The 21,795-nt window shown below is 65.9% G+C and carries 22 protein-coding genes; 14 read left to right on the forward strand and 8 right to left on the reverse strand.

All coding sequences use genetic code 11. The annotated features are described in order from the left end of the window. Window positions 1-146: 146 nt before the first annotated feature. Window positions 147-1,853 carry a 30S ribosomal protein S1 gene (rpsA, locus tag JT720_RS08965; protein ID WP_205480901.1) on the reverse strand — a complete coding sequence of 569 codons (1,707 nt, stop codon included), beginning with the start codon at window positions 1,851-1,853 and terminating at the stop codon, window positions 147-149. Window positions 1,854-2,220: 367 nt separating this feature from the next. Here rpsA and JT720_RS08970 point away from each other — a divergent pair, with 367 nt between their 5' ends. Both JT720_RS08970 and JT720_RS14045 read left to right on the forward strand, forming a co-directional pair. Next, window positions 2,221-3,330: a lipase family protein gene (locus JT720_RS08970; protein WP_205480903.1), complete on the forward strand. Its 1,110-nt coding sequence runs from the start codon at window positions 2,221-2,223 to the stop codon at window positions 3,328-3,330. A gap of 213 nt (window positions 3,331-3,543) precedes the next feature. Next, window positions 3,544-3,666 carry a hypothetical protein gene (locus JT720_RS14045; RefSeq protein WP_272873185.1) on the forward strand — a complete coding sequence of 41 codons (123 nt, stop codon included), beginning with the start codon at window positions 3,544-3,546 and terminating at the stop codon, window positions 3,664-3,666. 3 nt (window positions 3,667-3,669) lie between these two features. Here JT720_RS14045 and mscL read toward each other — a convergent pair whose 3' ends face one another. Genes mscL through JT720_RS08985 form a run of 3 tightly spaced genes read right to left on the reverse strand, consistent with a single transcriptional unit; the run spans window position 3,670 to window position 7,304 of the window. After that, entirely contained in the window at window positions 3,670-4,110 is a 441-nt protein-coding gene (gene mscL, locus JT720_RS08975; protein ID WP_205480904.1) for a large conductance mechanosensitive channel protein MscL, read from the reverse strand. Between the two features lie 57 nt (window positions 4,111-4,167). Then, entirely contained in the window at window positions 4,168-6,435 is a 2,268-nt protein-coding gene (gene glyS, locus JT720_RS08980) for a glycine--tRNA ligase subunit beta (protein WP_336511978.1), read from the reverse strand. Then, window positions 6,432-7,304 (reverse strand): glycine--tRNA ligase subunit alpha, encoded by an 873-nt coding sequence (locus tag JT720_RS08985; protein WP_205480908.1) that lies wholly within the window; start codon window positions 7,302-7,304, stop codon window positions 6,432-6,434. Before JT720_RS08985 ends, glyS begins: the two co-directional genes overlap by 4 nt. Before the next feature lie 84 nt (window positions 7,305-7,388). Between JT720_RS08985 and JT720_RS08990 the strand changes: the two genes are divergently transcribed. From JT720_RS08990 to pth, 7 genes are all read left to right on the forward strand, one after another. After that, window positions 7,389-8,282 carry a TraB/GumN family protein gene (locus JT720_RS08990; RefSeq protein ID WP_205480909.1) on the forward strand — a complete coding sequence of 298 codons (894 nt, stop codon included), beginning with the start codon at window positions 7,389-7,391 and terminating at the stop codon, window positions 8,280-8,282. 146 nt (window positions 8,283-8,428) lie between these two features. Next, on the forward strand, window positions 8,429-9,274 hold the full coding sequence (locus JT720_RS08995; RefSeq protein WP_205480910.1) for a TraB/GumN family protein: 846 nt from the start codon (window positions 8,429-8,431) through the stop codon (window positions 9,272-9,274). Window positions 9,275-9,377: 103 nt separating this feature from the next. After that, complete coding sequence (locus tag JT720_RS09000) at window positions 9,378-9,590, forward strand: helix-turn-helix transcriptional regulator (RefSeq protein ID WP_205480911.1); 213 nt, start codon at window positions 9,378-9,380, stop codon at window positions 9,588-9,590. Continuing rightward, complete coding sequence (locus tag JT720_RS09005) at window positions 9,559-10,026, forward strand: hypothetical protein (RefSeq protein WP_205480912.1); 468 nt, start codon at window positions 9,559-9,561, stop codon at window positions 10,024-10,026. The genes JT720_RS09000 and JT720_RS09005 overlap by 32 nt, the downstream gene beginning before the upstream one ends. A gap of 97 nt (window positions 10,027-10,123) precedes the next feature. After that, entirely contained in the window at window positions 10,124-11,986 is a 1,863-nt protein-coding gene (locus JT720_RS09010) for a S8 family serine peptidase (RefSeq protein ID WP_205480914.1), read from the forward strand. A gap of 120 nt (window positions 11,987-12,106) precedes the next feature. After that, window positions 12,107-12,730 carry a 50S ribosomal protein L25/general stress protein Ctc gene (locus JT720_RS09015; RefSeq protein ID WP_205480915.1) on the forward strand — a complete coding sequence of 208 codons (624 nt, stop codon included), beginning with the start codon at window positions 12,107-12,109 and terminating at the stop codon, window positions 12,728-12,730. A gap of 89 nt (window positions 12,731-12,819) precedes the next feature. Then, a complete protein-coding gene (gene pth / locus JT720_RS09020; RefSeq protein ID WP_205480916.1) occupies window positions 12,820-13,392 on the forward strand; it encodes an aminoacyl-tRNA hydrolase in 573 nt (190 codons plus the stop codon). On the opposite strand, the gene JT720_RS09025 is transcribed toward pth, so the two are convergent. Further along, on the reverse strand, window positions 13,355-14,245 hold the full coding sequence (locus JT720_RS09025; RefSeq protein WP_205480917.1) for an oxygenase MpaB family protein: 891 nt from the start codon (window positions 14,243-14,245) through the stop codon (window positions 13,355-13,357). The genes pth and JT720_RS09025 overlap by 38 nt on opposite strands. A gap of 105 nt (window positions 14,246-14,350) precedes the next feature. Between JT720_RS09025 and JT720_RS09030 the strand changes: the two genes are divergently transcribed. The 5 genes from JT720_RS09030 (at window position 14,351) to JT720_RS09050 (ending at window position 18,955) form a co-directional block, all read left to right on the forward strand. Beyond that, window positions 14,351-15,808 (forward strand): hypothetical protein, encoded by a 1,458-nt coding sequence (locus JT720_RS09030; protein WP_205480918.1) that lies wholly within the window; start codon window positions 14,351-14,353, stop codon window positions 15,806-15,808. 22 nt (window positions 15,809-15,830) lie between these two features. Continuing rightward, window positions 15,831-16,427: a TIGR02466 family protein gene (locus JT720_RS09035; RefSeq protein ID WP_205480919.1), complete on the forward strand. Its 597-nt coding sequence runs from the start codon at window positions 15,831-15,833 to the stop codon at window positions 16,425-16,427. Between the two features lie 108 nt (window positions 16,428-16,535). Then, window positions 16,536-17,636 (forward strand): redox-regulated ATPase YchF, encoded by a 1,101-nt coding sequence (ychF, locus tag JT720_RS09040; protein WP_205480920.1) that lies wholly within the window; start codon window positions 16,536-16,538, stop codon window positions 17,634-17,636. Window positions 17,637-17,761: 125 nt separating this feature from the next. After that, window positions 17,762-18,214: a MaoC family dehydratase gene (locus JT720_RS09045; protein WP_205480921.1), complete on the forward strand. Its 453-nt coding sequence runs from the start codon at window positions 17,762-17,764 to the stop codon at window positions 18,212-18,214. A 3-nt stretch (window positions 18,215-18,217) separates the two neighbouring features. Further along, on the forward strand, window positions 18,218-18,955 hold the full coding sequence (locus tag JT720_RS09050) for a DUF72 domain-containing protein (RefSeq protein ID WP_205480922.1): 738 nt from the start codon (window positions 18,218-18,220) through the stop codon (window positions 18,953-18,955). On the opposite strand, the gene JT720_RS09055 is transcribed toward JT720_RS09050, so the two are convergent. From JT720_RS09055 to JT720_RS09065, 3 genes are all read right to left on the reverse strand, one after another. Continuing rightward, window positions 18,927-19,466 (reverse strand): adenine phosphoribosyltransferase, encoded by a 540-nt coding sequence (locus tag JT720_RS09055; RefSeq protein WP_205480923.1) that lies wholly within the window; start codon window positions 19,464-19,466, stop codon window positions 18,927-18,929. The genes JT720_RS09050 and JT720_RS09055 overlap by 29 nt on opposite strands. A 78-nt stretch (window positions 19,467-19,544) precedes the next feature. Beyond that, the gene (locus tag JT720_RS09060) at window positions 19,545-20,468 is read right to left on the reverse strand and encodes a cytochrome c1 (protein ID WP_205480924.1); all 924 of its coding nucleotides are present in this window, start codon (window positions 20,466-20,468) and stop codon (window positions 19,545-19,547) included. A 14-nt stretch (window positions 20,469-20,482) separates the two neighbouring features. Beyond that, window positions 20,483-21,793 carry a cytochrome b gene (locus tag JT720_RS09065; protein WP_205480925.1) on the reverse strand — a complete coding sequence of 437 codons (1,311 nt, stop codon included), beginning with the start codon at window positions 21,791-21,793 and terminating at the stop codon, window positions 20,483-20,485. Between the last annotated feature and the right edge of the window lie 2 nt (window positions 21,794-21,795).

Here is a 21,795-nt window from a genome sequence, read left to right on the forward strand (position 1 = left end):
CAATTCGCAATCGCTGCGAGCGCCCCCCGGCGCCCTCCATGGAAGCTGTCACAGCTGCCCAGTACACGCAAGCGAGCAGGGCAGAAAAAACGGGCGCGGAGAAAGACTTCCCCACGCCCGTGTGCCTTTTCGATACGCTCCGACGCTTACTTCTTGGTCGCGTTCTTCAGCGCCTCGCCAAGGATGTCGCCCAGCGACGCGCCCGAGTCCGAGCTGCCGTACTGCGCAACAGCCTGCTTCTCCTCGGCGATCTGCATCGCCTTGATGGAGAAGGTCGGCTTCTTGGACCGATCGAAACCGGTGACCATGGCGTCAAACTTCTGCCCGACCTGGAAACGCTCCGGACGCTGCTCGTCGCGATCACGGCCCAGATCGGTGCGCTTGATGAAGCCGGTCGCCCCATCGTCGCCGACCTGAACCTCGAGACCGCCGTCGCGAACCTCGAGCACCGTCACGGTCACGACTTCGTTCTTGTTGACGCCGCCACCCGTGCTGCTGCCGACGGCCACGCCGCCACGCTCGAGCTGCTTCATGCCGAGGCTGATGCGCTCCTTTTCGACGTCCACGTCGAGCACGACCGCCTGCACTCGCTCACCCTTGCGGTGCAGCGCCAGCGCGTCCTCACCCGAGATGCCCCAGGCGATGTCCGACATGTGCACCATGCCATCGACGTCGCCGTCGAGGCCGATGAACAGCCCGAACTCGGTGGCATTCTTGACTTCGCCCTCGACCTGGCTGCCGACCGGATGCTTCTCCGCGAAGTCGGCCCACGGGTTCGACTGCGCCTGCTTGAGGCCCAGGCTGATACGGCGCTTCTCGCCATCGACCTCGAGGATCTTGACGTCGACTTCCTGGCTGGTGCTGACGATCTTGCCCGGGTGGACGTTCTTCTTGGTCCAGCTCATCTCGGACACGTGGACCAGGCCCTCGATGCCTGGCTCCAGCTCGACGAAGGCGCCGTATTCGGTGATGTTGGTCACGCGGCCGCGGAATACGCCGTCGATCGGATACTTGGCGGCGGCGCCCTCCCACGGATCGCTCTCGAGCTGCTTCATGCCGAGGCTGATACGCTGGGTCTCGCGGTTGATGCGGATGATCTGCACCTTCACCGTGTCACCGATGTTGAGCACCTCCGACGGGTGGTTGACGCGCTTGTAGCTGACGTCCGTGACGTGCAGCAGGCCGTCGATGCCGCCCAGGTCCACGAAGGCACCATAGTCGGTGATGTTCTTGACCACGCCGTCGATGACCTGGCCCTCGGCCAGGCTCTGAATGAGGCCGCTGCGCTGTTCGGCGCGGGTTTCTTCCAGGATAGCGCGGCGCGAGACGACGATGTTGCCCCGGCGGCGATCCATCTTCAGGATCTGGAACGGCTGCGGCAAGTCCATCAGCGGCTGCACGTCGCGAACCGGACGGATGTCCACCTGGCTGCCCGGCAGAAAGGCCACGGCACCGCCGAGGTCGACGGTGAAGCCGCCCTTCACGCGGCCAAAGATCACGCCCTCGACGCGGTTCCCGGCCTCGAATTCCTTCTCCAGCTTGTCCCACGCAGCCTCACGGCGGGCGCGGTCACGGCTGAGCATCGCCTCGCCCTGCGAGTTCTCGACCCGGTCGACGTAGACCTCGACCTTGTCGCCGACCTTCAGCTCTGCCTTCTGGCCCGGCGCTGCGAACTCGCGCAGCGGCACGCGGCCTTCGCTCTTCAGCCCGACGTCGATGACCGCCAGGTCGTTCTCGATCGCGGTGACGGTGCCTTCGACGACGCGGCCTTCAAAGGCCTCGTTCTCGCCGCCAAGCTGTTCATTGAGGAGCGCCGCGAAATCGTCGCGGGTGGGAAAAGCCGCCGTGGCCATATAAAAGTGTGTCTCTCTACTTCAGTTTCGTTTGCCGCCAGCCGGACCACCATGGTCGGCTTACCCTCTGGCGGGCCTGGAAACCCAATGCCGCCCCGCCGGCCCCATGCCGGTCGAGGCATCCGCGCGAACGAGGCTGCGGGCAGGTCCATTCCAGCGAAAAAAGCGCGTCGAGGACGGACCTCATGGGTCCGGAGCCTCACGCGCACCGCCGAAAGACGAGCTGCCCACGGGTTCCACCGCCCGCCGGACGCGCGGCCCTATAGTGCAGAAGCCCTTGAGCGGCAAGCGATAGGCACTTGTGCCGTATGCGTTACGGTTGCAGCATCACATAGATTAGCGATCAGGTCGAACGGGAGACCCCTTGATGCTGCGATCCGTAGCCGTTCTCGTCGCACTCGCCGCCAACACGCCAGCCCTGGCGCAGCAGGCCGGACAGCTTATCTCCGCCGAGCCTGTCGTGCAGACGCCCGGCGGCAGCCAGGCGTGGAAGATCCGCTACTGGACGACCACGACCGAGAGCAGGCCAATCCAGGTCACCGGAATGGTGGTCGCGCCCCGAGAAGCCATCCCGCCGCGCCCGCGCGACGTGATCGCCTGGACTCACGGCACTTGGGGCGTGGTGGAGAAATGCGCACCGTCGCTCAGCCCGCGTTTCTTCGAGCTCACCCCGGCCGTGCCGGCAGTTGCTTCCGGCAAGGTGGTCGTCGCTCCGGATTACCCCGGCCTCGGCGCGGCCACGCCCCACCCCTATCTGGTCGGGAGAGCTACGGCACGCTCAACGCTGGACGCGGTTCGGGCCGCGCAGCAGATCGCGGGCGCTGCCGCGGGACCTCGATTTGCGGTGTGGGGCGAGAGCCAGGGCGGGCACGCAGCGCTGTGGACGGGCCAGCGAGCGCGTGCATATGCGCCGGAGCTCGTGTTGGTTGGCATTGCTGCTGGCGCGCCAGTCACGGATCTTGCCGCCAACTTCCGTGCGGCGCGCAACCCCAATGCCAAAGCATTCATGACCGCGCTGGCAACATACAGCTGGTCTCAGCATTACGGCATTCCCCTGGTGATCGGGCGGAGAGGTACGCCCGGCATCATCCGCCGCATGGCGCAAAACTGCGTGGACAGCCTGATCTCGCCTAACCTTGGAACCATGCTCGGCATGCTGACCTTGCGCCGTGACCTCAAAGGCGTGGACCTCGCGTCCACCCAGCCTTGGGCCCGGTACGTGCGCGCCAACAGCCTTGCTCCGCAGTCTCCGGTTCCGGTCCAGATCGCGCAAACGCGAGAGGACCCGCTCGTGTCCTCGGCCGTGACACGCCAGTACGCTGGCCAGCTGTGCCGCGCCGGCGTTCGGGTCGATTGGGTTGATCTCCCAGGCAAGGATCACGCGACGACCGCCAAGCAGTCTGCATCCGCAACCCTTGCGTGGATCAACGACCGCTTCGCCGGTGCTCGCGCGCCGAGCGACTGTGGTCGCATCTAGCCGAGAGAGGACTCGACGTGCGCTTGTCACTCGTCGCCGCCGGCGCAAGCCTGTGCCTCGCTGCGACCGCCGCATGCGCCTCGACCCCGGAGGCCTGGGCCCAGCTCAATCAGCGCGCCAACCGTGCGTGCGTGGCCATGTCCGGCTTCACCTACCCGCAGCTTCTCGCGGCAGCGGATCAGCTTAAGCGACACGATCCCGGTCGAGGCTCGCATGATCTGCGGGCGTGACAATGCGGGCCGATACAAGCGGTTGCTGTGCCTCTACGACCGGCGCACCGGCCGGGCCGAGGTCCAGGCGGCGCCCAACTGGAACGCCGCCACGACCCGTCCCTGACGGTCAGGCGCGAGGCGCACCCCGACCTTCGCGAAGCTCGTCCCTGATCTCGCGGAGCAGGAGGATGTCCTCGGGCGGAGCCTCTTCTGCCGGACGCCGCCCCATCGCCCGGTTGGCGGCCTTGACCAGCAGGAAGATCACGAACGCGAGGATCAGGAACTTGATGACAGCCGTCAGGAAGGCGCCGTAACCCAGGATTGGGACGCCGGCCTTCTTGAGCGCGGCATAGTCGGTGAGGGAGCCCGTGTAACCGGCGGGCACCTCGCCCAATCGGACGAAGTAGGACGAGAAATCGAGACCGCCGAGAACTTGACCTAGCACAGGCATGATCATGTCGTCCGTCAGCGAGCTGACGATCGCGCCGAATGCCGCACCTATGATCACGGCGACCGCCAGATCGATGACGTTGCCGCGGGCGACGAAGGTCCGGAATTCCTTGAGCATGAGCCTCCCCATTCTGACCGCGCGAGAACAACGCAACGGCTCGCGTGAGAGGTGAAGCTAACCTTCGATCCGGCTGAAGTCAGCTACCCGATGTACCGCATCGCGGAAGCGGGCGAGCAGGTTGAGGCGGCGGGCGCGGTCTTCCTTGTTGTCGGCGTTAACCGTGACCTTATCGAAGAAGGCGTCGATCGGCTGGCGGAGGGAGGCGAGCGCGGCCATTGCTGAACGGAAGTCCTCCTGCTCGATCGCGGCTTGGGCGTGTGGCTCGGCCTGGTCGAGCGCGGCGACCAGCGCACGTTCTTCCTCAGGAGCATCGGCCGGTGCGGCCGAACCCTGCGCCATCTGGGCAATAGCCTGCGCCAGCTCCGGCGCTTCGTCGACCAGCACCAGAGGGTCTTCCTCGCCGGTCTGCGGCATCGCCTGCTCGCCGGGATCGCTCATGACGCGAGGCAGCGACCAGTTCTCCTTCTTGAGAATGTTTGCGGCGCGCTTGTAGCCGGCGAGGAGGTTGGCGCCGTCACCTGTGTTCAAGAATATCTGGAGCGCTTCCGCTCTACGCCGAACGCGCCAAAGGTCACCATCAAGGCGGCTATCGAGATTGGTCGACGCTTGGACCACGTCATAGCGGATACCCTCATCACGCATCTGAACACCCAACCGATCGTGAAGAAAGTCTTCGACCTTCAATCCAGGACCGACAGTTCCGTCAGTGTGCCATGCCCTAGCAATTTCGCTGACGAGAGCTCGCACGTTCGCAGCCTCGACTAGCCTCAGGTACGCGAGGCCAGCCCGACGCAGGGCGAAAGGGTCTTTCGAGCCAGTAGGCAGAAGGCCCTCACGGAAGAATCCGAAAAGAGTATCTAACTTATCCGCCAGCGCCACCGCTGCCGTTACCGGCGCGGTGGGCACCTCGTCGCCTTGCCCGACCGGCTTGTAATGATCGCGGATGGCGTCCGCGACGGCCTTGGGCTCGCCCTGCGCCTCGGCGAGGTAGCCGCCGATGATGCCTTGCAGCTCCGGGAACTCGCCGACCATGCCGGTGACGAGGTCAGCCTTGGCGAAGCGGGCAGCGCGTTCGGCTTGGCTGGCTACGTGCGCCACTTCCTCGTCATTCCCGCGAAGGCGGGGGTCCATCTCGGAACTGTCCGCCTGCACGACGGTAGCGAGATGGACCCCCGCCTTCGCGGGGGTGACGGTGATTATGCGTTGCTCCACGAGCCATCGCGCCAGCTTCGCTACGCGCTCGACCTTGTCCGCAACCGTGCCGAGCTTCTCGTGGAACACGATCTGCCCGAGCTTCTTCGCTTGGCTTTCCAGCGGAACCTTAAGGTCCTGCTCCCAGAAGAACCGCGCATCGCTGAGCCGCGCGGCCAGCACGCGGCGGTTACCCTCGACGATCGCGGCGCCGCCGTCGCTTGCCTCGATATTCGCCGTGCAGACGAACGCAGGCGCCAGCGCGCCGCTCGCGTCGGTGCAGGCAAAATACTTCTGGTTGGTGCGCATGGTGAGCACGATAACCTCGCGCGGCACATCGAGGTAATCGGGGTCGAACCGGCCGAGCAGCGGCACCGGCCATTCGGTCAGCCCGGCATTCTCCGCCACCAGCCCCTCGTCCTCGACCAGCGCCAACCCCTCGGCCTCAGCCGCCGCCCGCGCCCCGTCACGGATGATTGCCGCGCGTTCGTCCTGATCGACGATGACGCGGCAGGCCTTCAGCTTCTCGGCATAGTCGCTCGCCCCGCCGAGCGTGATCGGCCCTGGATGATGGAAGCGATGCCCGACGGTCGTCGCGCCGCTGCCAATGCCGTCCACCTCGACCGGTACGATCTCCTCGCCCAGCAGCGCGACGATTCCGTGCAGCGGCCGCACCCAGCGGAGGCTCGCCGTGCTGGCCGACGCCGCGCCCCAGCGCATCGACTTGGGCCAGGGAAAGCCGCGCACGATCCGCTCGATCGCCGGCCCGAGCACCGCCGCCGTCGCCTGCCCCGGCTTGTCGACCACTGCGAACAGCACGCCGTCGCGCTCGACCAGCTGCTCCCGGCTGAGCCCGGTCTTGCGCAGGAAACCCTCCAGCGCCTGCGGCGGCGCGGAGGCACGCGGGCCCTTGATTTCCTCGGACTGCGCCGCCGTCGCCAGGGGCAGACCGCGCGCGATCAGCGCAAGCCGCCGCGGCGTTGCGAACGTCTCGATCGCCTCCGCTGCGAGCCCGACCTTGTCCAGCTCCTCCGCGAACAGTCGCGCGAGGTCGTTGCGGGCCTTGGCCTGCATGCGCGCGGGGATCTCCTCGGAGAGGAGTTCGAGGAGGAAGTCAGCGGTGCCGCTCACGCCGCATACCCCTTGCATTCCATCCACTTGCCGCACGCCGCTTTGGCGAGGTCGCGCACGCGGCCGATGTAGGCCTGCCGCTCCGCCACGGAGATCACGCCGCGCGCCTGCAGGGTGTTGAAGATGTGGCTGGCCTTGATCGCCTGCTCGTAAGCCGGAATCGCGAGGCCGGCGCCGAGCGAGTTCTCCGCCTCGGCCGCGGCCTTGCGGAACAGGTCGAACAGCGCCTCGGTTTCCGCCACCTCGAAATGCCAGGCGCTCATCTGCTTTTCGTTGTCGAGGAACACGTCGCCGTAGGTCACGCCTTCGGAGTTGAACCGGAGGTCGAACACGTTGTCGACGCCCTGGATGTACATGGCGAGCCGTTCCAGCCCGTAGGTGAGCTCGCCGGCCACGGGCTTGCAGTCGAAGCCGCCGACCTGCTGGAAGTAGGTGAACTGCGTTACCTCCATTCCGTCGCACCAGACTTCCCAGCCGAGGCCCCAGGCGCCCAGTGTCGGGCTCTCCCAATCGTCCTCGACGAAGCGGATGTCGTGCTTGAGAGGATCGATCCCGATCGCGTCCAGGCTGCCGAGGTAGAGCTGCTGCAGGTCCGCGGGCGCGGGCTTCAGCATGACCTGATACTGATAGTAATGGCCAAGGCGGTTCGGGTTCTCGCCATAGCGCCCATCCGTTGGTCGCCGGCACGGCTGCACGTACGCCGCCTTCCATGGGTCCGGCCCGAGCGCCCGCAGCACCGTGGCCGGATGGAAGGTCCCCGCCCCCATCTCCATGTCGTAGGGCTGCAGGATCAGGCAGCCGCGCTCCGACCAATAATGGTGCAGCGTCAGGATCAGGTCCTGGAAGCTCAGTGGCGTTCTCTCTGTCACGGGCGGGCGTTTGGCAGGAGCTTGGGGCGCGGGCAAGTCGTGCCTACATGGCTCGTTAACCTGGGCCGGGAAAGAACAACACCGATGATCATGAAGTGGGTACAGCGCGGCCTCGCCGCTCTCGGCATCGCGGCGGCGAGCGGCTGCGCTACCGCTCCGCAGGAACAGGTCGCCCGGCCTGCGCTGTGGCAAGTCGCCGACAAGGATACGACCATCTACCTGTTCGGCACGATCCACGTGCTGCCCGACGAGCATAGCTGGCGCACGCCGACCCTGGAGAAAGCCATCGCGGGTTCGACCGATCTGATCGTCGAGACCATAATCGACCCGAGCAACCCGCAGAAGACGCAGGCGGTCATGCTGAACCTGGCGCAGAGCCCAGGACTGCCGCCGCTCCAGCAGCGCCTGCCGGAAGCGAAGCGCGCCGATCTCACCGCCACTCTGGCTCAACTCGGCATTCCGGCAGGAGCGCTGGACCGGTTCGAGACCTGGGCGGCGGCCCTGATCATCCTCCAGCTCCAGCTGCAGAAGGCGGGGCTGGAAAGTGACAATGGCGTCGAGTTCGTGCTGAAGCGCGACTTCGCCGCTGCCGGCAAGCCGATCGGCCAGCTCGAGACCAACGAGGAGCAGTTCGGCTTCTTCGACACCTTGCCGGAGGACTCCCAGCGACTCCTTCTGGAAGGGTCGATCGAGCGGCCGGAGGAACTCCGCACCGAGTTTGGCGCGATGCTCGCAGCCTGGACCCGCGGCGACGTGGCGGCCATCGCCAGGAGCTTCAATCGCGAGTTTTCGGAAGCTCCTGCGCTGGAGGACGCCCTGCTGAAGCGGCGCAATGCCAATTGGGCTCGGTGGATTGAACAGCGGCTTGCACAGCCTGGCAAGATCCTGGTGGCGGTCGGGGCTGGGCACCTAGCCGGCGACACCTCGGTTCAGTCGCTCCTGAAAGAGCGCGGCATCAAGGTCACTCGATTACAATAATTCACCCTGCCTCTTCAGCCACTTGACACTCCGTTAACTGTCAGCGGACACTATCGGCTTGAACAACGCGGCTGGGGGGTCGCAACATGGTCGGTGGAAGGTCTCTCCGGGGCAAGTGCGCCCGGAGCACGAGAGCGTTCGGCCTGGTGAAGCGGCTCTGGCGAGCATCCGCTGCTCTGCTGGTTCTGACCGCGCCCGCCGCAGCGGGAGCGCATGACGCAGCATCACCGGCTGGGCTCACTGAAGAATGCGCCAATCCGGCTCTCTGGGTCGTCCGCGACTCCGACACGACCGTCTATCTGTTCGGGACCTTCCACGCCCACGACGGCAAGGCCCACTGGTTCGACCATGCGGTCAGACAGGCTTTCGATGGCTCGGACGAACTGGTCCTTGAAACATTGGTCCCGGAGAGTCCCGCCGCGATTGACGCCGCCTTGGCTCGCCACCGGGCGCGCAAGTTGGTGGCGGCCTCTCCTGCCCTTCCGGCAGCCCAGCCCAGCGCAGGTCTCGCGGGGACGCGTCAGGCGATGACCGCGGCCAAGTCCGTCGGCTTGTCCGTTGAGCAAGGCGCCGACGCCGTGCTCCATCGTGCCGCGACTGCCGCGGGAAAGCCCGTCTTGGGTCTCGAAAGCTTCGAGTTCCAACTGGCCATGTACGATCGTCTGCCAGGTGCCGCCGCCAGTCCGGCGCGAGCGAAGCCCAAGGCCTCTCCGGCGGTCATTGCCGGCCAGATGAAGCAAATGGTCGGGGCATGGAACGCGGGCGATCACCGGACCTTCGAAGGCGTGGTGTCGGCTGTTCAGGCACAATCCCCAGAGGCCTACCGCATCCTGTTCGCTGACCGAAATGCGGCCTGGTCCGAGTGGGTGACGGCTAGAATGAAATTGCCGGGCACCGTCTTCGTGGCCGTGGGCACCGGGCATCTCGTCGGCAAAGACAGCTTGCAGGCACTGTTGGCAGCGAAGGGGCTGACGAGCGCACGCGTGCACTGAACGTCAGCTCTGCATGACTTAGTGTCAGCTATGCTTGACAAATCCCCGACTCACGGATACGTAAGGCACACCTGACATCGTGTCAGGGGAGCCGGACACTGCGATGAACAATCGACTGCGAGTCTTGCGGGCGGAACGGGGCTGGAGCCAGGCGGAGCTTGGCGGCCGGCTTGGCGTATCCCGTCAGGCCGTCAACGCGATTGAAACAGGCAAGTACGATCCGTCGCTCCCGCTCGCTTTCAAGCTCGCGCGGCTGTTCGAGCTGCGGATCGAGGAGATCTTCGATGATGGTGAAGTCGACCATGGACACGGGTGAGGGCGAGCGCCTGCTGGCGGCGCGGCGCCGACGATTCTGGACGATCGTTGCGCTGCTGGTCGGGACAGGAGCCCTCGTGGGCTTCTTCAGCGGCATGTACGCCGGCTACACCGACGCGGCCCGCGCGGAAGGAGGTGTCGCGGCTCTCGGGCCGAGTGACTTTCCATTCGTCCTCCGCATTGCAGCTGTTGCGGCCGCGGTCCTTGCTTTCGCAGCCTTGACCTGGTGGTTCACCGTTTCGGTCGACGAGTTGGAGATTGCGGACAACCTGTGGGGCTCAACCGCAGGCCTCTATGCCTACTCGATCCTGTTTCCGGCCTGGTGGGCGCTTTGGAAGCTCGAAGTTACCAGCGAGCCGGATGACTGGATCATATTCGCCACAAGCCTGATCGTCGCAGGCATCGTCTATCTGTGGCGCAAGTGGCGGTACCGGTGACCGCCGTTTGCAGACCCATGCCTGCCAGGCCGTCGAAAGTTCATCGGTACGGTCACATTCACTCTTTAGCCAAACGTCATCTCACTGGGGGAACACCATGCGCCTGACCAAACTTGCCATTCTTTCGACCACTGCCCTGCTCTTCGCTGCCGCGCCGGCCGCGGCCCAGCAGAAGAAGGTCATCGCTACCGCTGCCGATCTGCCGCGCGTGCAGGTGCAGCTGCCCGCCAAGCCCAGCGAGATCGCGATCAATGGCGGTCCGCAGCTGGAAGCACTGGAAACGCAGCTCGAGGCTTATGTGCGTGACCTCATGACCAACTACGACATCCAGGACCGCTCGACGCGCATGGGCCTGCTCAGCGTGCTGGCGCAGGATGCGCTGGTAGACAATCGCTGGGACGAATATCTGAAGCTCGCGGACGAGATCGCGGCGCTGGAGGAAAAGCCGGCGCAGCGCGCCGTCTCCGGTTTGCTGGGCCGCTCCTATGCGCGCGCCGCCAAGGCGGTTGGGGAAGGCAGCCCCCAGTTCGCCGACCGCTTCGAGACTGAGCTTCGCACTGCTCTCCAGGCGCTCGATTGGTCATTGGTGGCCGATTCAATCCAGGCGAGCCGCGGAAGCTACCAGACGATGAGCCGCGACCTGATCGTCGGTGGCTTGCAAGGCGGACTGGACACCGCCGCCGCGGCCCAGAACAACAAGGTCGATATCGGGATCGCCGGAGCGCTGATCGGTGCACACCGCACGCTCACCGAAGTGCTGCCGCTCAAGGACCGCATTTTCCGGGTCTATGACGCGCAGGTGAAGGCGAACCAGAAGGAGAAGGCAGACCGCTGGAGCGAGCGGCTGGTCGAGCTCACGCCCGCCCAAGCGCAGCAGCCGGTGGTGATCGCGATCTGGGACGGCGGCTTCGATCCGTCGGTGTTCGGGAGCAACTTGTGGCGCAACGCCAAGGAGCAGGCCAACGGCCGCGACGACGACGGCAATGGCTTCGTGGACGACGTTCACGGCATCGCGTTCACGCCGGAGTGGACGCCGTCGACCGGCGATCTCCGGCCCATGCCCGCTGAGGACACGTCCAACCTGCCGTCTCTGCTCAAGCTGGTGAAAGGATCGCTTGACCAACAGGCGGCAGTGGACTCCGCGGAAGCCGCGGCCATGCGGCAGCGGCTGTCCACGCTCAAGCCGAACGAGGTTCTGCCCTTCTCTCTGCAGATGGCGCGGGTCGGTCTGTTCCTTCACGGCACCGCAACCGGCTGGACCAGCAGCGTCGGCAACCCCGCCGCGCGGTTGCTCAACACCCGCTTCGACTACGAGATCGCCGCCGTGCCCAAGGCGATGGACGAGAAGATCGCCGAGAACTTCGCCGATCACGTGTCCCGCGCTATTGCCTATTACAAGGCAAACGGGGTTCGCGTCGTGAACATGAGCTGGCGCATTACCGAGCCGCAGATCGAGGCGATGTTCGCCGCGCATGAGCCTGACCTGGCCAAGCGCAAGGCCCGCACGAAGGCCGTGTTTGACCGCATGAACGGTGCGCTGGAGACAGCCTTCCGCTCGGCCCCCGACGTCCTATTCATCGCCGGGGCTGGCAACGAGGACCAGGACGTCGACTTCGTTCGCAGCTTCCCGGCCGGCATCAACCTGCCCAACGTGATCACCGTGGGTGCGGTCGACGTAGCTCTGCAGCCCGCCGGCTTCACCAGCTATGGCAAGTCGATCGACCTCTACGCCAACGGCTTCGAAGTGCCCTCCAAGGCGCCGACCGGGCTGCCGATCAACATCTCCGGCACCTCGCTTGCCGCCCCGCAGGTCACCAACCTCGCCGGCAAGCTCCTCGCGGTGAACCCGAAGCTGACGGTCGCGCAGCTTCGCCAGATCATCGAGGAGACCTCCACGGAGGAAGGACCCAAGAAGTTCAAGGTGATCAACCCGAAGGCGGCACTCGCCCGGGCCAAGTAAGCGCATCGGGGCGCGTCATTTGCCATGACGCGCCCCTTCCGCTATGCGCCCGGCCGCTCCCCATGGTCATCCCTGGAGGCGTGGGGGCTCACACACGAACTTACATAAGGAATTGCACGCATGAGCGAACAGCTGACGCTGCCCGCCGAGACGCGTGACCGGGCTGGCAAGGGAGCCTCCCGTGCACTGCGTCGCGAAGGTCGGGTCCCCGCCGTTGTCTACGGCGCCAACCAGGAGCCGCTGGGCATCCACGTCGAGGAAAAGCTCCTCGCGAAGATGCTTTCGACCGGTCACTTCATGAACACGGTGGTCATGATCGATGCCGGCGGCGAGGCTGTCCGCACCCTGCCCAAGGACGTGCAGTTCCATCCCGTGACCAGCCGCCCCGTGCACGTCGACTTCCTCCGTATCGGCGAGCACAGCAAGGTGACGGTCGCGGTGCCCGTGCGCTTCACCGACGAAGAGGGCAGTCCCGGCATCAAGCGCGGCGGCGTGCTCAATGTCGTCCGCCACGAGCTGGAACTCGTCTGCGATGCGGCCGAGATCCCCGACGAGATCGTCATCAGCCTCGCCGGCCTCGATGTGGGTGACAGCCTCCACATCTCGGCGGTCCAACTGCCTCAGGGTACCGAGAGCGCGATCACCGACCGCGACTTCACCATCGCCACCGTCGTCGCTCCGTCCGCGCTGAAGAGCGAGGAAGGCGACACCCAGACGGAAGCCGAAGGCGGCGACGAGGGTTAACTCACCAGACCCGCTCACCCTGAGTAGCGGCGAAGTCTCTACTCAGGGTGAGCGCTTTATTTTTCGCGCGCCCGCCCTACTAACCCGCCATGCAGATCTGGGCAGGCCTCGGTAACCCGGGCGCGCAATATGCGCTCCACCGGCACAACGTCGGCTTCATGGCGGCCGACATCATCGCCGAGGTCCACGCCTTTTCGCCCTGGACCAAGAAGTTCCGCAGCCTGGTCGCCGAAGGCCGCATCGGCCGCCACCGCACCCTGCTGCTGAAGCCCCAAACCTTCATGAACGACAGCGGCGACGCGGTTCAGCAGGCGCTGCACTTCTACAAGCTCGACGAGGGCGCCCTCACCGTCTTCCATGACGAACTCGATCTCGCGCCGTTCAAGGTCAAGGTGCGCACCGGCGGCGGCCTCGCCGGCCATAATGGCCTGCGCTCGATCAACGCCTCGCTCGGCCCCGACTTCCGCCGCGTCCGCATCGGCATCGGCCATCCCGGCCACAAGGACCGCGTCACGCCACACGTCCTCGGCAACTATGCCAAGGCCGAGATGGAGCCCCTGTCCGACCTCCTCGCGGCCATCGCCGCCGGGGCCGAGTGGCTTGCCAAAGGCGACGACGTGCGCTTCATGAGCGAGGTCGCCCGCCGCCTCCACCAGGACTGAGCCGCCGCCCGGCCTGGCTCCACGGCGCGTCGGGTACCTCGATCGCTCCGCTCACCCGCGCCGCCAGCCGCAGCAACGCCCGCCCGCCCCTTCCCAGGCCCGGCTCTGCGCGCAGGCCGAGTCGCTCGCGCAGGCAGAGCGGAACCAGCGACAGGGCCCCCCGTGCGAGCAGCGGCTGCAGCCACCCCGCTCCGCCCGGCAGAATCCTGCCCGTCCTCATGATCGCTAGGAACTCGTGCAGCACAGGCGATGGGCCGAGCCGCGGTGCCATCTCCGCCAGCAGTGCCCACATCTCCCCTCGCGAACGCGGCGCATCCGCGACCCCGTACAGCGCCGCGCCCAGGCTCGCCTCGTCGTAGAAGGCGTCCTCCTCCCCGGCCGACAGCGGTGCCACATACGCCTTGTACGCTTCGACAAATCCGAACGCCGCCGTCGCCTGGACCCACCGCAGCAGCACCGGATCGTCCGCACGGTACGGCTCGCCCGCGTCCGTCACCCCGCGCACTTGGCGGTGAATCCCATTCACCCGCCTCGCATAACCCTCGAACCGGCTCCTAGCGCCATAGACCGTGATCATCGCGCCCAATCCGGTGCGCCGCATCCGCTCCCGCGGGTCTCGGCGGAAGCTGCTGTGGTCCCACACGCCCGATCGCACCCCCGGCTCCCCAAGCTCCAGCAAGACAGCCGTGATGCCGCCGACCGCCAGGCTCACCGGGTTCTGGAACACGCGCCACGAGACGGAGGCCGGCCCGACGATTGCCGGCTCTCCCGCGGGCACGGTGAAGTCCTCCTCCGGGAAGACCAGCTCGCGCGCCAGCAGCGGCCCGGCGATCCTGCTCAACAGCCAGCTCATGCATCCCGAACGCTCCACGCCGGCCGCTTGCCCCGCCCGCACGCCGCGCTAGGTTGCCCCATGGCCTTTCACCGCCTCTTAGCTCCTCCGGTTTAAGGCAGCGCCATGGACATGGCCGCGACCTGGACCCCCGCCCGCACCGGCAGCCTGGCCCCGAGCCTCATCCTGCTCGCCGCAGCAGTGGTCGCCGCCAACGTCCAGAGCTTCTTTATCCCGATCGACGGCGATGTTTCCTGGCTGATCACCGTCTCGGAACAGGTGCTCGCCGGCAAGCGGCTCTACATCGACCTGTTCGAGGTCAATCCGCCCGCCTCCGTCTGGCTCTACGTGCCGATGGTGTGGCTCGCCCAGCTCACCGGCCTGCGCGCCGAGGGAGTCGTCGCGGGCACCACCATCCTGCTCGCCTTTCTCTGCTCTTTCGCGACCCTCCGGCTCGCCAGCCGCCTCCGCCATTCACCTCCGCCAATCGCGTTCGCCGCCACCCTCGGCTTCGTCACTCTAGTCCTCCCCGGCGGCCTGTTCGCCCAGCGCGAGCATGTCGCCCTCCTGCTCGCCCTGCCGACGCTGACGGTGTTCGCACTGCTGGCCGAGCAGCACCCGCTGAGCGCTCGCACGCGCTTCGTCGCTGGCCTCGCCGCCGGGCTGGTCGTTGTTATCAAGCCGCATTTCGCGCTTGCCGTCGGCCCGGCCGCGCTCTGGGCCGCGTGGCAGGCGCGCTCACTTCGGCCGCTCGTGCCCGCCATCGTCGCCGGCGCGCTGGTCCTTGCCGCCTATGCGGCCGGCCTGCTGCTCTTCGCCCGCGCTTACTTCGACTACCTCCCGTTGCTCGCGGGCACCTACCTGCACATGCGCGAGCGCTGGCACCTGATGCTTGCAGGTCCGAGCGTCTTCACCCCCGCCGCCTTGCTCGGCCTGGCCGCCCTCCTACGTCCCGCCCGCGTGCCGCCGCTCGCCACGACTCTGTTCCTCGGAACCGTGGGTTTCGCCCTCGCCGCAGTCATCCAGGGCAAGAGCTACGCCAACCACGCCCTCCCCGGCACCGCGCTCGGCATCGCGGCGTTCGGCGTCCTGCTGCTCAAGGGTGGCGTCACGCGCGAGCGCCAGCGCCTCGTCGGGGCGGCCGCCCTGATCATGGCCGCGATCCCGCTCTCTTCCACCCACCGCATCCTGCCCCAGCCCGGACTCGCCGAAGCCCTTCGCCGAGTCGCGCCGCCAAATCCGAAGATGATCACGCTCGGCACCGAACTGGTGACGGGCCACCCCGCCGTTCGCAACGTCGACGGCCGCTGGATCGGCTCCCGCGCCTCGCTGTTCACCGTCGCCGGCGTCCAGTACCGCCGCCCCACAAAGATGAGCGGAGCCGAGCGCGTCCAGCTCGAACGCTGGTACCAGGCCGATATCCAGTCCTTCGCCGACGACGTCGCTCGCGGCCGGCCCGACGTGGTCCTGGTCGAAGTCCTCGAGAAACGCTGGATTGCCCGCGAGCCGCTGCTGGTGAAGGCCATGCGCCCCTATCGCTACGCCACGCGCGCCGGCGACATCGAGATCTGGTTGCGCCGCTGACCGTCCGCGCTACGGCAGCCTTATGACTCGGAGCCTGTTCGCCACCCGACTCCACGAAGCCGATCTCGGCGACGAGGCGCTCCTCGCCGACCTCGCCCATTCCATCCGCAGCCTTGCCGAGGACGACGTCGCCGGCCAGCGCTGGAGCCGCGACAAGGGCTATCGCGGCTACACCAGCTACGCCTCGCTGGACGACCTCCCTCGGCGCGACCCGGCCTTTGCGGACCTGTCCAGGCACCTCGTGCGCCATGCCGCCGCCTTCGCTTCCGACTGCGCCTTCGCCATGCCCCGCAAGCCGCGCATCGACAGCCTTTGGGTCAATCTGCTGCGCGGCGGCGGGCACCACAGCGCGCACATCCACCCGCACAGCATCATCAGCGGCACGCTCTACGTGGAGGTGCCCCCCGGCACCGGCGCAATCCGCTTCGAGGACCCGCGCCTGCCCATGATGATGGCCGCACCGACGCGCCACGAGGATGCGCCGGAGGAGCTGCAGCCCTTCGTCACCGTGCAGCCCCGCCCGGGCCTGATCCTGCTGTGGGAAAGCTGGCTGCGGCACGAGGTACTACCCGGCACCGGCCGCGCCGAGAGGTTGTCCATCTCCTTCAACTTCGCCTGAGTCGTCACCCCGGACTTGATCCAGGGTCCGCCTTCCTTTCTAGGAGACGCCAACAGAAGCAGGCGGACCCCGGCTCTAGGCCGGGGTGACGCAGTCTCAGGAGTACACATGGGTTTCCGCTGCGGCATCGTCGGCCTGCCGAACGTCGGCAAGTCGACCCTCTTCAACGCCCTGACCGAGACGCAGGCGGCGCAGGCGGCCAATTATCCGTTCTGCACGATCGAGCCGAACGTCGGGCAGGTCGGCGTCCCCGACCCGCGCCTCGACAAGCTCGCGGCGATCGCCGGCTCGGCCAAGATCATCCCCACGCAGCTCGGCTTTGTGGATATCGCGGGCCTGGTGAAGGGCGCGAGCAAGGGCGAGGGTCTCGGCAACCAGTTCCTCGGCAACATCCGCGAGGTGGACGCCATCGTCCACGTCCTGCGCTGCTTCGAGAATGACGACATCCAGCATGTCGCCAACAAGGTCGATCCGCTCGCTGATGCGGAGACGGTTGAGACCGAGCTGCTGTTGTCCGACCTCGAGAGCCTGGAAAAGCGCGTGCCCAACCTCATCAAGCGAGGGCAGCAGGGCGACAAGGAGAGCAAGATCGCCGCTTCCGTCCTGGGGCAGACGCTGGAGCTGCTGCGCGAGGGCAAGCCGGCGCGCCTGACCCAGCCGAAGGACGAGGAAGAAGCGCGAGTCTTCGCTCAGGCCCAGCTGATCACGGGCAAGCCGATACTCTACGTCTGCAACGTTAATGAGGAGGACGCGGCCCGCGGCAACGCGCTATCCGAGCAGGTGTTCGCGAAGGCCAGAGCCGAGAGCGCCAACGCTGTGGTCGTCTCCGCAGCGATCGAGTCCGAGCTGGTCGGCATGGGGCAAGAGGACCGCATGGAGTTCCTGTCCGAACTCGGCCTTACCGAAACCGGCCTCGCCCGCGTCATCCGCGCTGGCTACGACCTCCTCCACCTCATCACCTTCTTCACCGTCGGCCCTAAGGAAGCCCGTGCATGGACGGTCGAGAAGGGGGCCAAAGCTCCGCAGGCGGCGGGCGCCATCCACTCCGACTTCGAACGCGGCTTCATCCGCGCCGAAACCATCGCCTACGACGACTATATCGCCCTGAACGGCGAAGCCGGCGCCCGTGACGCAGGCAAGCTGCGGCAGGAGGGTAAGGACTATGTGGTGCAGGACGGCGACGTGATGCACTTCAAGTTCAACGTCTGAAGCACCGATGCTAACGCCGAAGGCGTTAGGCGAGAGATGCGGAGGGCGGGCCGGCCTGCAGCGCAGCCGACAGGACCGACGTCTTGGGATTTACTCCCATGACGGGCTCTTCCATGAGAGCATTCATGATCTATTTCGAAGACCTCGTGCTCGGCGAGGAACAGCTATTCGGCTCCGTCGAGGTCACCCGCGAGGAAGTCATCGACTTCGCGCGCAAGTACGACCCGCAGCCGTTCCATTTGTCTGACGAGGCCGCGGCCAAGACCTACTTCGGTCGCCTATCGGCCAGTGGCTGGCATACCTGCGCGATGACCATGGGAGTGATCGCGCGCCGCGTGGTGCAGCAGGAGCAGGCCGGCCTCGGCTCCCCGGGGATCGACGAGCTGCGTTGGCTAAAGCCCGTCTACCCGGGCGACACGCTCAGCGTGTACGGCACGGTGATCGAAAAAACTCCTTCGCGTTCCAAACCCGATATCGGCAGCTTTCGGACGCAGACCCGCGTCGTCAATCAGGATGGGGTCGACGTGATGCGGTTCACCAGCATCGTGCTGATCAGGCGGCGCCCGACGCAAGGCTGACGCGTGCCCGACATCCAGATCGGAACAGCCGGTTGGACGATCCCCCGCGATGTTGCCGTCAAGTTCCCGAAGGAAGGTTCAGCCTTGGAGCGTTATGCGGCGCAGTTCAGCTGTGCCGAGATCAACAGCAGCTTTCATCGGTCGCACCGGCCATCCACTTGGGTGCGCTGGCGGAACAGCGTTCCCGAAGCATTTCGGTTCTCCGTCAAGCTGCCGAAGACCATCACGCATACGCGTCGTCTTGTGGATGCGACCGAACTGCTGGACGCCTTCCTGTCAGAAGTTGCGCATCTCGAGGAAAGGCTGGCCGTGCTGCTGGTACAGTTGCCCCCAAGCCTCGCGTTTGACACTGGCACTGTCGAACGCTTCTTTGCCGATTTGGTCCGCCGCGCGACTGTCCCCCTCGCCTGCGAGCCGCGTCATGCGAGCTGGTTCCAGCCTGATGCCGACACGCTACTGGGCGCTCTTGGCGTTGCGCGCGTAGCGGCCGATCCCGCCCGCGTTCCGGCCGCTGCAGAGCCGGGCGGGTCCGGCACTTTGCGATACTGGCGCCTGCACGGATCACCGGTCATGTACCGATCGAGCTATGGGGATCGGATCACGTCATATGCCGAGCAGATGACGAAAGCCGCTCGATCAGCGGAATGCTGGTGCATCTTCGATAACACCGCCAGTTCCGCAGCAACGGCAGATGCACTGCAACTTCAAGCCGCTATGCGCCGGCAAATTCCAGTAGGCTGACGCAATCAACCCCATTCTGCCGGAGCATCGCGCTGCCGCCGAGCTCCGATAGGTCGATAATGAAGCGAGCGCCGGTGACCACGCCGCCAGCCCGTCGCACCAGGCGTGCGGCCGCCAAGGCCGTGCCGCCGGTAGCCAGCAAGTCGTCCACGATCAGCACCCGCGCGCCGGGCGTGCAGGCGTCGACGTGCATTGCCAGCCGGTCGGAGCCATATTCCAGCGAATAGTCCTCGGCAATCGTCTGGCCTGGAAGCTTGCCGTCCTTGCGGATCAGCAGCAGGCCGCATCCGAGTTCCACCGCCAGTGCACCGCCGATCGCGAACCCCCGTGCGTCAATCGCGGCGACGAGGTCCGGCTCCTGCTCCACCGTGGCACCCAGGCGGGAGACAGTCTCCCCGAAGCCCCACGGGTCGAGCAGCAAAGTCGTGATGTCGCGAAACTGGATGCCGGGCTTGGGGAAGTCGGGGATCGTCCGCACCAAGCGCTTCAGGTCATCGTTGTAATTCGTCATGCGGGCTTGTCCCTAACGCAAACAGCCCGGCGCCAAGGACGCCGGGCTGCTGCTGCTGCATTGTAGTGGAGGCGCTGATCAGCCGGCGATCCCGCGCTCGCCCTTCTGTTCGTCCATGCGCTCTCGGAAAGCGGGCTCCAGCGGACCCCGGATAGAGACCTCGCGCTTGGCCGTGGCCCAGATGTTCCGGTAGGCCAGGTAGGCCAGGATGGTCGCGATGGTGAGGAAGATCAGCGTCGCCCATCCGGCGCGGTGACGATTCTCGAGCGTCGGCTCCGCGGTCCACATCAGGAAGGCGCTGACGTCCTTGGCCATCTGGTCGACGGTGGACTTGGTCCCATCGGCGTAGGTCACCTGCCCGTCCGCGGTCAGGGGCGGCGGCATCGCGATATTGAGGTTCGCGAAATACGGGTTGTAGTGGAGGCCCTGACCCGTCTTCGCTTCAGGGAACTTGCGAAGCAGCTCGGCCGGTTGCTGCTGGTAACCTGTCAACAGCGAGTAGATATACTCAGCGCCGCCCTCGCGAGCTTCGGTGATCAGCGACAGGTCGGGCGGATAGGCGTTATTGTTCGCCGCACGGGCCGCAGTCTCGTTGGCATAGGGGCTTGGGAAGCGGTCGGAGGGCAGTGCCTTGCGCGTCGTCGCCTCACCAGTTTCCGGGTTTACGTCAGGAACCTCGATCGCCCACTGGTTGGCGATGGCCTTCACTTCGGCCTCGTTATAGCCAAGGTCCGACAGCTGGTAGAAGCTGACGAACTTCATCCCGTGGCAGGCGGCGCAGACCTCCTTGTAGACCTGGAAGCCGCGCTGCAGCTGTTCCCGGTTGTACTTGCCGAACATGCCTTCGTGCGTGAACGCGACGTTCTTCGGCTTAAGGTGGAACTCCTCCTCGGCCGTGTGCGGGGACGGGTTCTGGATCGCGTCAATGCCATTCACGACCAGGGAGATGAGCAGGACGCCGACGAAGCCGAGCCCGACGAAGAAACCGATGATGCGGACCATGTGTCCCTTATCCCTTATTCAACGGCCGTGACGGCGGGCGACGTCTTGGCCAGCCCGAACGGAGCGCTCTCCTGCTTCTCACCGTGCAGCACCGATTCCGTGATCGAGTTCGGCAGCGGCAGCGGCTTCTCGAACTTCGAGACGAGCGGCAGGATGATGAGGAAGTGCGCGAAATAATAGGCGGCGGCGACCTGGCTCAGCGCCACGGTGAGCGGCGTGATGTGCGCCACCCCGAGATAGCCGAGCAGCGCGATGTCGAACACCAGAATCCAGAAGAAGATCTTGTACACCGGACGGTAGCTGGTCGACCGGATCGGCGAGCGGTCCAGCCAGGTGAGGAAAAACAGCAGCAGGATCGAGCTGAACATCGCCAGCACGCCCCACAGCTTCGCCGGCAGGATGAAGTCCACCGTGAAGGCCCGCAGGATCGCGTAGAAGGGCCAGAAATACCATTCCGGGACGATGTGCGCCGGCGTCACCAGCGGGTTCGCCTCGATGTAGTTGTCGGGGTGACCCAGGCTGTACGGCCAGAAGAAGATGAACAGCGAGAAGATGATCAGCGCCACGCCCAGGCCGAAGCCGTCCTTCGCCGTGTAGAACGGGTGAAAGGGCAGCGTGTCCTTCTCATCCTTGACGTCCACGCCGGTCGGGTTCGACGAACCCGGGATGTGCAGCGCCCAGATCTTGAGGATCGTCACGCCCGCGATCACGAACGGCAGCAGGTAGTGAAGCGAGAAGAAGCGGGTCAGCGCGGCTTGGTCCGGCGCATAGCCGCCGAGCAGCCAGACCCGGATCGGCTCACCAACCAGCGGGATCGCCGAGAAGAAGCCGGTGATCACCTGCGCCCCCCAGTAGCTCATCTGCCCCCAGGGAAGGACGTACCCCATGAACGCGGTGGCCATCATCAGGAGATAGATGACGAGGCCGAGCATCCACACGACTTCACGCGGAGCCTTGTAGGAACCGTAGTAGAGGCCGCGGAAAATGTGGATGTAGATGACTGCGAAGAAGAAGCTGGCACCGTTCTGGTGAACGTAGCGCAGCAGCCAGCCCGCGTTGACGTCGCGCATGATGCGCTCGACCGACCCGAAGGCCGCACCCGCGTAGCTGTTGTAGTGCATCGCCAGCACGATGCCGGTGATGATCTGCACCATCAGTGCGAAACCGGCCATGAACCCGAAATTCCAGAAGAAGTTCAGGTTCCGCGGGACCGGATAGCCGCCGCCGACCGCACCATAGACCAGGCGCGGAACGGGAAGGCGCTCGTCCACCCACTTCATGAAGGGTGACTTCGGTTCGTAGGGCTTGGCCCAGGCAAAGCTCATGA

Source organism: Sphingomonas arenae, from assembly GCF_016924655.1.
Taxonomy (GTDB): Bacteria; Pseudomonadota; Alphaproteobacteria; order Sphingomonadales; family Sphingomonadaceae; genus Sphingomicrobium; species Sphingomicrobium arenae.